The organism is Sphingomonas sp. Marseille-Q8236 (assembly GCF_965112005.1).
Map to the genome: position 1 here is coordinate 2,416,464 of NZ_CBCOPO010000001.1, position 11,660 is coordinate 2,428,123.

Annotated in this window: 13 protein-coding genes and 2 tRNA genes; 6 read left to right on the forward strand and 9 right to left on the reverse strand. The window is 67.0% G+C overall.

Annotated elements, in window-relative coordinates:
- Nucleotides 1-203: 203 nt before the first annotated feature.
- Both ACWPWT_RS11525 and ACWPWT_RS11530 read left to right on the forward strand, forming a co-directional pair.
- Complete coding sequence (locus ACWPWT_RS11525; protein WP_454279736.1) at nt 204-1,235, forward strand: LacI family DNA-binding transcriptional regulator; 1,032 nt, start codon at nt 204-206, stop codon at nt 1,233-1,235.
- A gap of 36 nt (nt 1,236-1,271) precedes the next feature.
- Complete coding sequence (locus tag ACWPWT_RS11530; RefSeq protein ID WP_454279737.1) at nt 1,272-2,753, forward strand: MFS transporter; 1,482 nt, start codon at nt 1,272-1,274, stop codon at nt 2,751-2,753.
- On the opposite strand, the gene ACWPWT_RS11535 is transcribed toward ACWPWT_RS11530, so the two are convergent.
- The 5 genes from ACWPWT_RS11535 to ACWPWT_RS11555 all read right to left on the reverse strand — a co-directional run bounded on the left by ACWPWT_RS11535 (nt 2,754) and on the right by ACWPWT_RS11555 (nt 7,975).
- Nucleotides 2,754-4,049, reverse strand: a complete 1,296-nt coding sequence (locus ACWPWT_RS11535) for a sensor histidine kinase (protein ID WP_454279924.1) — start codon at nt 4,047-4,049, stop codon at nt 2,754-2,756.
- Nucleotides 4,050-4,116: 67 nt separating this feature from the next.
- Nucleotides 4,117-4,836: a response regulator gene (locus tag ACWPWT_RS11540; RefSeq protein WP_261268163.1), complete on the reverse strand. Its 720-nt coding sequence runs from the start codon at nt 4,834-4,836 to the stop codon at nt 4,117-4,119.
- Between the two features lie 78 nt (nt 4,837-4,914).
- Complete coding sequence (locus tag ACWPWT_RS11545) at nt 4,915-5,421, reverse strand: hypothetical protein (RefSeq protein WP_454279738.1); 507 nt, start codon at nt 5,419-5,421, stop codon at nt 4,915-4,917.
- Nucleotides 5,422-5,551: 130 nt separating this feature from the next.
- Nucleotides 5,552-6,793: a TetR/AcrR family transcriptional regulator gene (locus ACWPWT_RS11550; RefSeq protein WP_261268161.1), complete on the reverse strand. Its 1,242-nt coding sequence runs from the start codon at nt 6,791-6,793 to the stop codon at nt 5,552-5,554.
- Between the two features lie 282 nt (nt 6,794-7,075).
- Nucleotides 7,076-7,975 carry an acyl-CoA thioesterase gene (locus ACWPWT_RS11555; RefSeq protein WP_454279739.1) on the reverse strand — a complete coding sequence of 300 codons (900 nt, stop codon included), beginning with the start codon at nt 7,973-7,975 and terminating at the stop codon, nt 7,076-7,078.
- Between the two features lie 122 nt (nt 7,976-8,097).
- On the opposite strand from ACWPWT_RS11555, the gene ACWPWT_RS11560 reads away from it, so the two are divergent.
- The 4 genes from ACWPWT_RS11560 to ACWPWT_RS11575 all read left to right on the forward strand — a co-directional run bounded on the left by ACWPWT_RS11560 (nt 8,098) and on the right by ACWPWT_RS11575 (nt 9,886).
- A complete protein-coding gene (locus ACWPWT_RS11560; protein ID WP_261268159.1) occupies nt 8,098-8,274 on the forward strand; it encodes a hypothetical protein in 177 nt (58 codons plus the stop codon).
- A gap of 99 nt (nt 8,275-8,373) precedes the next feature.
- Nucleotides 8,374-9,594 (forward strand): AI-2E family transporter, encoded by a 1,221-nt coding sequence (locus ACWPWT_RS11565; RefSeq protein ID WP_405051334.1) that lies wholly within the window; start codon nt 8,374-8,376, stop codon nt 9,592-9,594.
- A 58-nt stretch (nt 9,595-9,652) separates the two neighbouring features.
- Nucleotides 9,653-9,729, forward strand: a tRNA-Asp gene (locus ACWPWT_RS11570).
- An 80-nt stretch (nt 9,730-9,809) separates the two neighbouring features.
- A tRNA-Asp gene (locus ACWPWT_RS11575) sits at nt 9,810-9,886 on the forward strand.
- A gap of 163 nt (nt 9,887-10,049) precedes the next feature.
- Here the strand turns inward: ACWPWT_RS11575 and ACWPWT_RS11580 are convergent.
- The 4 genes from ACWPWT_RS11580 to ACWPWT_RS11595 all read right to left on the reverse strand — a co-directional run bounded on the left by ACWPWT_RS11580 (nt 10,050) and on the right by ACWPWT_RS11595 (nt 11,499).
- Complete coding sequence (locus ACWPWT_RS11580; protein WP_261268158.1) at nt 10,050-10,253, reverse strand: DUF2842 domain-containing protein; 204 nt, start codon at nt 10,251-10,253, stop codon at nt 10,050-10,052.
- Complete coding sequence (locus ACWPWT_RS11585; protein WP_454279740.1) at nt 10,250-10,783, reverse strand: 5-formyltetrahydrofolate cyclo-ligase; 534 nt, start codon at nt 10,781-10,783, stop codon at nt 10,250-10,252. Before ACWPWT_RS11585 ends, ACWPWT_RS11580 begins: the two co-directional genes overlap by 4 nt.
- A 201-nt stretch (nt 10,784-10,984) precedes the next feature.
- Nucleotides 10,985-11,302 (reverse strand): cell division protein ZapA, encoded by a 318-nt coding sequence (locus tag ACWPWT_RS11590; protein ID WP_261268156.1) that lies wholly within the window; start codon nt 11,300-11,302, stop codon nt 10,985-10,987.
- A complete protein-coding gene (locus tag ACWPWT_RS11595; RefSeq protein ID WP_261268155.1) occupies nt 11,302-11,499 on the reverse strand; it encodes a hypothetical protein in 198 nt (65 codons plus the stop codon). The genes ACWPWT_RS11590 and ACWPWT_RS11595 overlap by 1 nt, the downstream gene beginning before the upstream one ends.
- Between the last annotated feature and the right edge of the window lie 161 nt (nt 11,500-11,660).

Sequence of the window (11,660 nt, forward strand, 5' to 3'; positions counted from 1 at the left end):
GAAATCCCCTCCAGGAAACCCCGTCTCTGTTCGACGAACGGGTATGGTTGTTGCCCCCCTGTGAAATCGATGACGGAGAAAGCCAACAAAGCCGCATACGTATTCAATGCGGCCATATCGGCCTGTTGCATTATTACGACAGGGCTCGCGCTTAACCCGGATGGACAAAGCCGGTATGCGGGGGCGAGGAGGATGCCCTGATCTTGGTCGGCCAGCGAAAGCCCACATCGTTCGATATCGCGCAACTGGCGGGCGTGTCGCAGCCGACGGTCAGCCGTGCGCTGCGCGGCAGCCCCTCGGTCAGCGCCGCCACGCGTGCCCGGATCGAGGCGATCGCCAAGACGCTGAACTATACGGTCGATCGTGCCGCCTCCAATCTGCGCAGCGGGCAGACGCGCACGCTGGCGCTGCTGCTGTTCCGCGATCCTTCGCCGGGGCAGACGCTGATCAATCCCTTCTTTCTTGGCATGTTGGGCTCGATCATGGAGAGCTGCGCCGAGGTCGGTTACGACCTGCTCGTCTCGTTCCAGAATGGCGAGAGCGACTGGCAGGCCGAATATGAGGACAGCCACCGCGCCGACGGGCTGATCCTGCTCGGCTATGGCGACTATGCCGATTATCGAGAGCAGCTCGAACAATTGGTCGCGCGGGGCACCCATTTCGTGCGTTGGGGCTCGGTCGCACCGGGGCAGCCGGGGCTGACCATCGGCTGCGACAATCATGCGGGCGCGCTGGCGGCGACGCGGCATCTGGTGGCGCAGGGGCGCAGGCGGATCGCGTTTCTGGGCGATGCGACCGATCACTACCCCGAATTTCACGACCGCTATCGCGGCTATCGCGATGCGCTGGCCGAGGCCGATCTGGTCTGCGATCCCGGTTTGCAGGTCGGCGCGATCTCCAGCGAGGAAGAGGGCGAGCGGGCCGCGCGGCAATTGCTGGCGCGGGGCCACGCGTTCGACGGGATCATGGCGGCCAGCGACCTGATCGCGCTGGCGGCGATGCGGGTGCTGGCGGAGGCGGGATTGCGCGTGCCGGGCGATGTCTCGGTGGTGGGCTTCGACGATATTCCGGCGGCCAGCTTCGCGCATCCGCCGCTGACCACGGTGGTGCAGGACGCCGCGGCCGCCGGGCGGTTGCTGGTCCGCGCGCTACTCGCGGAAATTGCGGGCAAACCGCGCACCGCGATGCTGTTGCCCGCCACGCTGGTCGTACGCGGATCGAGCGTGCGGCCGTAACGACGACAATAATAATCAGAACGACGAGGAGGGGTTATGGAAAAGCCGCGTCAGGGCTTTCGGGGGCTGTGGAACACCTCCTTCGGCTTTTTCGGGATACAGATCGGCTTCGCGCTGCAGAACGCCAATGTCAGCCGCATCTTCCAGTCGCTGGGGACGGCGGAGAAGGACCTGGCGTTCCTGTGGATCGCCGCGCCGCTGACCGGGCTGCTCGTCCAGCCGGTGATCGGCCATTATAGCGACCGGACTTGGGGACGTTTCGGGCGGCGGCGGCCCTATTTTCTGGCGGGCGCGGTGCTGGCGACGCTGGCGCTGCTGGGCATGCCCAATGCGGGCGGGCTGGTCGCGGCGGCGATGCTGCTATGGCTGCTCGACGCTTCGCTCAACGTCTCGATGGAGCCGTTCCGCGCCTTTGTCGGCGATATGCTACCCAGCCGCCAGCGGACGGCGGGCTATGCCTTCCAGACCGGGTTCATCGGCGCAGGCGCGGTGCTGGGGTCGCTGGCGCCGATGGTGCTGACCGATGTCTTCCATGTCGCCAATGTCGCGGCACCGGGGGAGGTGCCGCCTTCTGTTCGCTATGGTTTCTATATCGGCGCGGCGGCGCTGTTCCTAGCGGTGCTGTGGACGGTGCTGACCACGCGCGAATATTCGCCCGAGCAGATCGCCGCCTTTGCCGATCGCGACGAAGGGCAGGCGACGCGGAGCGATGCCGTCCCCTCGGACCGGATCGGTGCTGCGCCTTTATGGATCCTCGCGGGCGTGGCGATCAGCGTGGCAGTAAGCGCGTTCGGGCTGGACAAGCCGGTCTATCTGCTCGGCGGCGGTCTGATCGCATTCGGGCTGGCGCAAATCGTCAGCGCGGCGTTCGTCCGGGGTGGGCGGGGCGGCAATGCGCTCAGCCAGATCCTCGCCGATCTCGCCGCCATGCCCGCGACGATGAAGCGGCTGGCGCTGGTCCAGTTCTTCACCTGGTCGGCGCTGTTCATCATGTGGATCTACACCACGCCGATCGTCGCGGCGCGGGTGTTCCATACCAGCGACCCGAGCAGCGCGGCGTTCAACGAGGGTGCGAACTGGGTGGGCGTGCTCTTCGCGGTCTATAGCGGTGTCGCGACGCTCTGGGCCTTCGCCTTGCCGCCGCTGGCTCGGGCTGTCGGGCGGCGCAATACCCATGTTCTGGGGCTGCTATGCGGCGCGGCGGGGTTCGCCTCGTTCCTGTTCATCGACGATGCTTGGCTGCTGATCGGTTCGATGGTGCTGGTCGGTATTGCCTGGGCCTCGATCCTGACCATGCCCTATGCCATGCTGTCGGCGGCGCTGCCGGCCGAAAAGCTTGGCATTTACATGGGGTTGTTCAATATCTTTATCGTCCTGCCGCAACTGATCGTGTCATCGATCATGGGTGCGGTCGTCGGCCATTTCTTCCCCGACAATCTGGTTTGGGCGATGGCGATTGCGGCGGCGGTGATGGGGCTGGCGGCGCTTGCCATGCTGCGGGTGGCGCGAGACGCCTGATCAACGGGGGAGGGTGATCGTCGCAGCCAGACCACCCTCGGCCCGGTTGGCGAGGCGAACGTCGCCTCCCGCCTCGCGCACGATCGAACGGGCGAGCGCCAGACCCAGCCCGATCCCGCCTGTATCGCGATTGCGCGAGTTTTCCAGGCGGATGAAGGGATCGAATACCGTCTCCCACTGATCGGGCGCGATGCCGGGGCCCTGATCGGCGACGATGATCGCGACGTGATCGGCCTGGGCATCGATGCGGACATCGGCGGCATGGCCATATTTGACGGCATTCTCGATCAGGTTGCGCACCGCCCGCCGCATCAACGAAGGACGCAGCTTCAGCCGCAGACGCCCGCCCTCCTCGAAAGTCACATCCTGTCCCAGATCGTGAAAGTCCGCGACCACCGCATCGACCAGCGCGTTCAGGTCGACATCGGTCTCCGCCTCGCTGGGCCGCCCGACGCGCGCGAGCGACAGGATGTCCTCCAGCGTCTTGTTCATCTCGGCGATGGTGTCCGCCATGCGCAGCCGGTCCTGCTCGTCCTCGACCGATTCGATGCGGACGCGCAGCGCGGCGAGCGGCGTGCGCAGGTCATGGCCGATCGCGCCTAGCATCCGGTCCTTTTCCTCCAGCATCGCGCCGATCCGCAGGCGCAGCGCGTTGAACGCGGCGATCAGGCCCGACACGTCGAGCGGCCCCTGTTCGGGGATGGGTGCGCCCGGTTCGCGCGGGTCGAATCGCTCCGCCGCACGGGTCAGGTCGCGCAACGGGCGGGAGATGCGCCGTCCGATCCACAACACCGGCAATAGGATGACGCCGTAGAGGATCAGCGTCTGCGCGATCAGTCGCCAGACCAGGTAGAGGCCGTCGCGCGGCCAGAAGGATCGCGTCACCAGCCAGCTACCGTCCTTTCGCTGGACGGCGATCAACAGCTCCTCGGCCGGTATACGCCGCCGGTCGAACTTGCGGCGCGGCCAGTCGAAATCCTCCGGCTTGAAGGGGCGGACGCCGGTGACGACACGGACGACCGGATGCCCGGATTCGGACAGCCCCTCGCGGATCAGCGTCTCCACCTCGGGCACGCGCGGCAACCGGGGGTGGATCGGATTGTTCAGCGACGCCCGCACGCGGCCACGATCGGGGGACAAGGCCTTGCCGCTCGCCGCCCGCTCGATCGCGTCGTTCAGCCGGGCGATGGCGGGCCCGGATGTCTGTTCGAGCAACAGGCTGCGCCGCTCGCGCAGCAGCAGCGTGAAGCTGATCGCCTGCGCCACAAACAAGGCTATGGCGAGCAGCAGTGCCATCTGCGCGGCCAGCCGACGCGGCCAGAAACGCAGCGTCACGGGGTCGGGCTCATGGACTTGCTCGGCCTCACAGGCGGGTGACCTCCGCGGCGAGCGTATAGCCGCCGCCCCAGACCGTCTTGATGATCTCGGGCGATTTGGGGTCCGCCTCGATCTTGCGGCGCAGACGGCTGACCTGATTGTCGATCGCGCGGTCGAAGGCGGCGGCCTCGCGCCCCTGGGTCAGGTCGAGCAACTGGTCGCGGGTCAGCACCTGGCGCGGGCGGCTGACCAGCGCGAGGAGGAGGTTATATTCCCCGGTCGACAGCATCACCGACACGCCTTCCCGATCGACCAGCGACCGCTCGCCCGATTTCAGCACCCAGCCCGCAAAGGCATAGGAGCCGCTATCCGGCGCATGGAGCCGCGCGCCGCCGGCCTGGGTTCGACGCAGCACGACCTTGGCCCGGGTCGCCAGTTCGCGCGGCGAAAAGGGCTTCACAACATAATCGTCCGCGCCCATTTCCAGCCCGACGATGCGATCGGTCTCCTCGGCCCGCGCGGTCAGGAGGATGACGGGCACTTCGCTGGTCGCCGCGATATGGCGGCACAGCGACAGGCCGTCCTCTCCCGGCATCATGATGTCGAGGATGACGAGGTCGATCGCATAGGCGGCCAGCCGGGTACGGGCCGAGGCGGCATCGCCCGCCTGGGTCACGCGGAACCCCTGTTTGGTCAAATAGACGGCGAGCGGTTCGCGGATCGAACGCTCGTCATCGACGAGCAGCAGGTGCGGCGTGTCGGACATGGGGGAAGGGTCTAGCATGGCAGGCGAGCCTCGCAAGCGGGGCGGCCGGTGGGAGGGCCGGTCGCCCCGCCTGTCGGCTCAGTCGTCCTGCGGGGCCGGCTGAGCGCCGGGGGCCATGTCGCCGTGATGGCGGCGGCCTCCGAACCTGGGAGCGGCGGCGCGTTCGGCCGCGTCGATACGGCCGTCATGATTGGTGTCGAGACGGTCGAACATTGCGACGGCGCGGGCGCGGAAGGCCTCGGCCGTGATGGGCTGGGGCGCGGGGCGCTCGGGACGGCCCGCCCGGTCGGGGCGGTCGCCATCGGGGCGGCGCTGCTGCCACTCGGCGCGACGCTGATCGCGATAGGCCCGCATCTCGTCCGGAGTGACGGTGCCGTCGTGATTGGCATCCATCGCGGCAAAGCGCTGGTCGGCGGCGGCGATGGCGGCGGCGCGGGTGATGTTGCCCGATGCATCGGGGCGCAGTCCCATCATGCCGCCGCCCATATGGCCGCGCGGCGGAGGTGGGGGCGCATCCGTCTGCGCCTGTGCGGCTGTGGCGGTCAGCAACGTGGCGAGGGAAAGGCCGATCAGGGTCTTTCGCATGGTGGCATGTCCTTTGCGAAGGGAAGGGGAAACGCCCTTCCGGTCGATGCCCCTTTTCGCGGATCGCTGTCGCCCGATCATGTCGGCGGTGCGGTCCAATTGTCGCAAATTGTGCGGGTTTCACACCCGGTCAGGTCAGGAAGCGGTCGTCGAACATGCCATAGAGGATGGTCGAGGCGTACAGCGCGATGGCATGGGGCCGCTCCATCGTGCCCGCCCATTTGCGCATGTCGAACGCCGCGTTCTGGATCGCCATCAATGCCTGCGCCGCGATCAGCGCATCGACCGCGCGCATCGATCCTTCCGCCACGCCGTCCATGATCGTGCCCGCATAGCGCCGGGCGATCCGGTTGGAGCGTTCGACCATCGCGGCGCGTACATCGCCCGGCAGGCTGGCGAGCGCGGTGGTGCGCAGCAGCGGCCCCCGCTCGGCGAACTGCACGTCGAGCAGCGTCGCGATGGCGCTGGACAGCCGGTGCCAGTGACTGCCCCCCGCCGCATCGGCAAGCTGCTGCGCGGCGGTGATCGTGTCGAAGCTGCGGCGGTAACAGGCCGCGACCAGATCGTCCTTCGCGTCGAGATGGTGGTAGAAGCTGCCCTTGGTGACGTTCAGCTCGCTGGCGATCCGCTGCACGCTCGCCCCGCGATAGCCGAGCTGGTTGATCAGCCGGGTCGCCGCCAGCAGAAACGCCTCGCGCCCCGGCTCGGTCCGCTGGGCCATCCGCTCGTCCAGGTCGAGCATGGCGGGAGACCAGGTCGATCCCTGGGCCGCGATGCCATGGGTCAACACGTCGAGCAGCCGTTCCTCGACACGCGGGAACTGGTCCAGTTCGTACCGGACCAGCCAGATCGGCAGCCAGAAGGTGTTTTCCAACAGGACATGGGCGCGCGCGCCGTACAGGTCGGTCTGCGCGCGGCTGGCCGCGGGGCCCCATAGGCTCCGGGTCGCGCGGAACACCTTTTGCCAGCCCGCCATCAACCGGCCGCGGATCGGCTCTTCCATGGCGCGCAGGTCGGACAGCACGGCAAAGGGCGCTTCCTCGCCGCGTTCGATCCGGGCGAGCCGTTCCATGTTGATCGCCAGATAGCGTGCGACGCGGGCCTGCGGCGTCGGGGCCTTGGCGGCTTGCCCCAGCATGTCGAGCAGTCGGTCCAGCGTATGTTCGAACGCCGCCGCCGCCAGCTCGTCCTTGCGGCGGAAATAATAGGTGACGCTGGTGGTGTTCAGCCCCACACGCTGCGCGACATCGGCAAAGGTCATGCCCTTGGCCGACTGCTCGTTGATCGCCTGCGCCGCCGCCGCCAGAATGGCGTCCCGCTTTTGCTTATAGCGCTCGGTGCTCTGCCCTTCGTCGACGGACGTCGCCGTCATTCCCGCCACCCTCTCGATACCCGTCCGTCGCATGCTCCATCGGCGAGGGACCGGCAGAGCTTAAAGCGAAAAGCGCCCCCGGTCATCGCCCTTTTGCGACATTCGGAACCGGTGCGGCCCATTGCCCCTGCGCAATCCAATTCGGGGTATGGCCGGACTGGAGTCGATTGCGCCTTGGATCGCGTCACCGTTGTTACGAAGGTCGACAAACCCCATTTCTTCCTTTGCCCCGGAGGAGGGGATGAGCGGCGCCGCCCGGACGGCGCGTAAGATGCAGCGCGGTTAATCGCCGGTCTTGGGCGAGCGGAGGCGGATCAATCCTTCCTGCGCGACGCTGGCGACCAATCGGCCGTCGGCCGCAAAGATGCGTCCGCGGTTGAACCCACGCGCATGCCCCGCCCAAGGGCTGTCGGTCGTGTAGAGCAGCCATTCGTCCGCACGGAACGGTTCGTGCAGCCACAGCGCGTGATCGAGGCTGGCCGTCTGCATGTCATCGATCAGCCAGTGGACGCCGTGCGGCAGGGTCGAGGTGCCCAGCAGCGCGAAGTCGCTGGCATAGGCCAGGATCGCCCGGTGCAGCGTCGGATCGTCGCCGACCGGGGCGACCACCCGGAACCAGATCGACTGACGGGGCGCGCGCGGCTCGGGCTGGAGCAATTGGCGCGGGTCGACGGGGCGGAGCTCGATCGGGCGAGGACGGGACAGAAAGGCATGAAGCGGGGCGGGTATCTGGTCCCCGAGTTCATCGAGCAACGCCGCTTCGGGCGTCAAGGTGTCGGGCGCGGGCACATCGGGCATCGCGTCCTGATGATGCAGCCCGTCCTCCGGCGTCTGGAAGGAGCAGGCCATATTGAGGATCGGCTTGCCCTTCTGCATCGCGATCACGCGCCGCGTCGCAAAGCTGCGCCCCTCGAAATCGCGCTCCACGCGGTAGATGATCGGATAGCGCTCGTCGCCCGGCCGCATGAAATAGGCATGGAGCGAATGGGCGGTGCGCGGGGCATCCGTCGAACGCTGCGCCGCCTGAAGCGCCTGCGCGATCACCTGCCCCCCGAACACCCGCCCTTCGCCACCGGGGCGGCGAGCGCCGCGGTACAGGTCGGTATCGATCTCCTCGACATCCAGAAGCGCGACCAGGCCCTGGGCGAGCCTTTCGGGGGAGGGGGGCGTTCGATGATCCATCCGGCGGTGATGGTTATCCTTGACGTAAACGTCAACCGCTCATGCCTCTTGCCGAAAAGATACTTTGACGGTCGCGGGCGCGCGGTTACACAGTCCCCGACGATCGGATCCGGGAGTTGGTGATGGACGCATTGAACGAAGATGGGGCGTCGGAGCGCGCGGAGCTGCACTTTCTGGCGGCGTTGACCGAGGAACTGATGCGTCATTTGATGGAGGCGGGGGTGCTGACCCGCACACAGCTTCAGTCCATCGAAAATGCGGTGGCGGAGCGGACCGGCGGGATCCCCCGCGCCTGGTAAGCCCCTGCGCATCGGCCATGGTGCGCCACATGACACAAACGTCATCTCGCTTGGGCGTTAGCGGCTTTTCTAAGAGGGGAAAGCCGCTAACGTGACGTCATGAGTGACGTTCACGATGACGCGACCGCCAAGGGGCCGATCGCCGGCGATTCGATCCTGGGAACCCCCGCAGGCATGGGCTCGCGCGAGGCGATGCGGATCGCGATGCGTCGTGATCGTCTGCTCGCCGGGCTGACCCTGACGGCGGGGGCTGGGTTCACGCTGGCGCTGCCCTTTGCGTTGAAGGAGGGGGCGGAATTCTTCCTGCCGCTGACCACCGCACTGGTCATCGCGATCGCGCTTGTTCCCATTCTCGAATGGCTGGAGCGACGGCGGGTGCCGTCGCCACTGGCCGCGCTGATGTGCGTCCTGCTGTTCCTGATCGTCGCCAATATCGCGCTGGCGGCGATCATCGTGCCCGCGACCGACTTCTTCCGCCTGCTGCCCAGCCGGATCGGGCGCATCCAGGACAATCTGGCGCCGCTGCTCGACCTCTATTCCAATCTCGAGCGCTATGTGAACAAGGCGCTGCGGCAGGTCGCCTCGACCCCGATCCGCCAGCCCCAGACCAGCGCGGTGTCGCCGCCCAGTTCGATCCTGGAGCTTGCCGCGACCTCGGCCCCGACGCTGATCGTCCAGTTCCTGTTCGGCGTCCTCGTCGTCTTCTTCGTCCTGTCGGGCTGGACGCGGATGCGGCGCGAGACGATTCGCGGGCGGACCAGCTTCGACGGCGCGATGGCGACCGCGCGGGTGATCCAGGACGTGGTGGACGATGTGTCGGCCTATCTGGGCACCATCACCATCATCAACCTCGCGCTGGGCGGCGCGGTGGCGGGCGCCTTGTCGCTGTTCGGCATGCCCTATCCGCTGATGTGGGGCGGTATCGTCGCGCTGCTCAACTACATCCCCTATTTCGGGCCGGTGATCGGTGCGCTGCTGCTGGCGGTCGGGGGGCTGATGACGTTCAGCGACATCTGGGTCGCGCTGGCGCCGCCCGCGATCATGTATGGCATGCATCTGGTCGAGGCGAATCTGATTACCCCGCTGGTCGTCGGGCATCGCCTGACCATCAGCCCGATCCTGATCTTGGTCTCCCTCAGCTTCTGGGGATGGGTGTGGGGAACGGCAGGGGCATTGCTGGCCGTGCCGCTGCTGATCATCCTGCAGACCGTGCTCAAGGCGGCGGGCAAGCCCGATATTGCGGGCTTCCTGTTCGAGCACGGCACGCTGACCTATCTCGACCGCGACAGCGACCCGGAAGACGTTCCGCAAGAAAGTTGAAAATGAGGCGTTGACAGGTTCGGGAGGCTCGCCTAGTTGGCGCGCCTCGACGCTTTCAGCGGGTGTAGCTCAGTTGGTTAGAGCGCCGGCCTGTCACGCCGGAGGTCGCGGGTTCGAGCCCCGTCACTCGCGCCATTCCCTCACCGGAATGGCTGAAAATGTCGAAATCCCCGAAAGGGCCGATGCTAATCTGTTTAGCGTCATATGGCTTTCAAGCGGGTGTAGCTCAGTTGGTTAGAGCGCCGGCCTGTCACGCCGGAGGTCGCGGGTTCGAGCCCCGTCACTCGCGCCATCCTTCGGGATGGCGTTTTCGTTATCAGCCTGCATATTTGGTGATGGCTGCATATTTGGTGATGGCTCGTGGCCTTCGACTTCACTCAGGCTGAGCGGAGTCTGGGACCAGCCATGCCAAAACAGCCGTTCAGCCCGAGCGCAGTCGAAGGCCAAGGGAAACCCTAACCCCGGCCCCCCTCCATCCAACGCAGCAGCGGCTTCATCGGCGTGATCCAGACGATCCCGGCGACGATATAAAAGGCCAGTTGCAGCACCCAATGCCACTGACCGACCACCGCCGACAGGCTGGCGACCAGCATCGCCCAGACGATGATGATTGCAACGATCAACAGCATTCCGGCGGGTTTGCGCCAACTGGGGGTCATGGGACGATCCATTCCGACTCTGTCGCGATAGCGTGCAGCGGCACGTCCCAGGGATCCGGCGTCAGCGCTTCGGCCTCCTGCACGCTCCAGGCGATGCCGACCCTCCAGGCACCCGGATGGGCGGCGAAGGCGCGATCATAATGGCCGGCACCTTGGCCCAGTCGGTTGCCACGCCGATCGAAGCCGACCAGCGGCGTCAGGATGATGTCGGGGGCGCATTCCGGGGCATCGGGGGAGGGCTGGTGAAGGCCGAAGGCGCCGACGCTCAAATGCTCCCCGTCCGCCCATCGCAGGAAGCGGATCGGGCTGTCCCGGTCGGTCACATGAGGAAGGGCGATCGTCGCTCCGGCATGCAGCGCCGCCTCGACCCACAGCGCCGGGTCCGCCTCCGCCCCCAGGGGGCGATAGGCCGCGACGATCTGATGGGGGAGAAGGCGGTCCAGAAAGGGCCGCGCCACCGGCAGCAGGCCGGGGCCGTGCGCATCGCGTATCGCCCGCATCCGGGCGCGGAGGGCGCGTTTGTCGGTCATGTCGAAAAGGGGCGGGTGGCGGGACCGCCATGGCCGTTTGCCGTAATATCCACTGACGCCCAATACGTCAGGTGGGGACCATGTACGTCGGACCAGGATCCGGGCAGGGACAGCCCCCTTGGATGAAGAATAGCCTCAGGGATTATCGTGGCTCGTACCGGGCAGAGCCCGCCGCCGACCCATGTAGTCGCTGGCGACGCGTTACTCAAGGGCGTCCCCGCGTCCTTCGGGATCCAGCGCATCGGCCAGCCCTTCCAACCGTTCGGCAATGCGGGCGAGGGCGGCCTCGCTGACGGCGGCGCCGGCGGGGGGGCGGCGCTCCGCCTCTTCCAGCGCGTCGGCCAGCATCAACGCGACGAACAGCAGCGCGCGCTCGCCATTATGGCCCCCCGACGCGCGCAGTGCCGCCGGCCAGCGCTGGTCGAGCATCTGGCCCAGCATATGGACACGCGCCTCGCCGCCGTCCTGGCAATAGACGGTGTGGGGACGGTCGCCGATCATGATCGTGACTTCGGCCATCAGGCGGCGCTCCCCCGGCTGATCACGTCGTCGAGTGCGGACACGGCGTCGGCCATGCGCGCCTTGAGCGCGGCGTGGCGGCGGGCAAGGGCATCCTCCTTGGCCGCGCGCGTACGGATCGCCTGTTCGATGCGGGCGATCGCGCGGTCGATCCGCTCGACGGAGGAGAGGACATCGTCGGCAATGGGTTCGGGCATAAGAGCGGCTTAGCAGGATGGCTTGACGCGGCAACCCGCAATTGGACGATCGGAGGTCGCCGGGCGGTTGACAGCGAACCCATCGGCTCCGAAAGGCGTGGCGTGAACGATGGAATCGCGGGATGTGCCCGTTTTCACCATCCAACCGGGGGCGGTGCCGT

What these genes read in the sequence shown, in the direction of transcription:
- ACWPWT_RS11555 (WP_454279739.1), bottom strand. Translation starts at nt 7,975, where the DNA reads ATGGATCATCGAACGCCCCCCTCCCCCGAAAGGCTCGCCCAGGGCCTG.
- ACWPWT_RS11535 (WP_454279924.1), bottom strand. Translation starts at nt 4,049, where the DNA reads ATGGCACTGCTGCTCGCCATAGCCTTGTTTGTGGCGCAGGCGATCAGC.
- ACWPWT_RS11550 (WP_261268161.1), bottom strand. Translation starts at nt 6,793, where the DNA reads ATGACGGCGACGTCCGTCGACGAAGGGCAGAGCACCGAGCGCTATAAG.
- ACWPWT_RS11590 (WP_261268156.1), bottom strand. Translation starts at nt 11,302, where the DNA reads ATGGCCGAAGTCACGATCATGATCGGCGACCGTCCCCACACCGTCTAT.
- ACWPWT_RS11530 (WP_454279737.1), top strand. Translation starts at nt 1,272, where the DNA reads ATGGAAAAGCCGCGTCAGGGCTTTCGGGGGCTGTGGAACACCTCCTTC.
- ACWPWT_RS11540 (WP_261268163.1), bottom strand. Translation starts at nt 4,836, where the DNA reads ATGTCCGACACGCCGCACCTGCTGCTCGTCGATGACGAGCGTTCGATC.
- ACWPWT_RS11580 (WP_261268158.1), bottom strand. Translation starts at nt 10,253, where the DNA reads ATGACCCCCAGTTGGCGCAAACCCGCCGGAATGCTGTTGATCGTTGCA.
- ACWPWT_RS11560 (WP_261268159.1), top strand. Translation starts at nt 8,098, where the DNA reads ATGGACGCATTGAACGAAGATGGGGCGTCGGAGCGCGCGGAGCTGCAC.
- ACWPWT_RS11585 (WP_454279740.1), bottom strand. Translation starts at nt 10,783, where the DNA reads ATGACCGACAAACGCGCCCTCCGCGCCCGGATGCGGGCGATACGCGAT.
- ACWPWT_RS11595 (WP_261268155.1), bottom strand. Translation starts at nt 11,499, where the DNA reads ATGCCCGAACCCATTGCCGACGATGTCCTCTCCTCCGTCGAGCGGATC.
- ACWPWT_RS11545 (WP_454279738.1), bottom strand. Translation starts at nt 5,421, where the DNA reads ATGCGAAAGACCCTGATCGGCCTTTCCCTCGCCACGTTGCTGACCGCC.
- ACWPWT_RS11565 (WP_405051334.1), top strand. Translation starts at nt 8,374, where the DNA reads ATGAGTGACGTTCACGATGACGCGACCGCCAAGGGGCCGATCGCCGGC.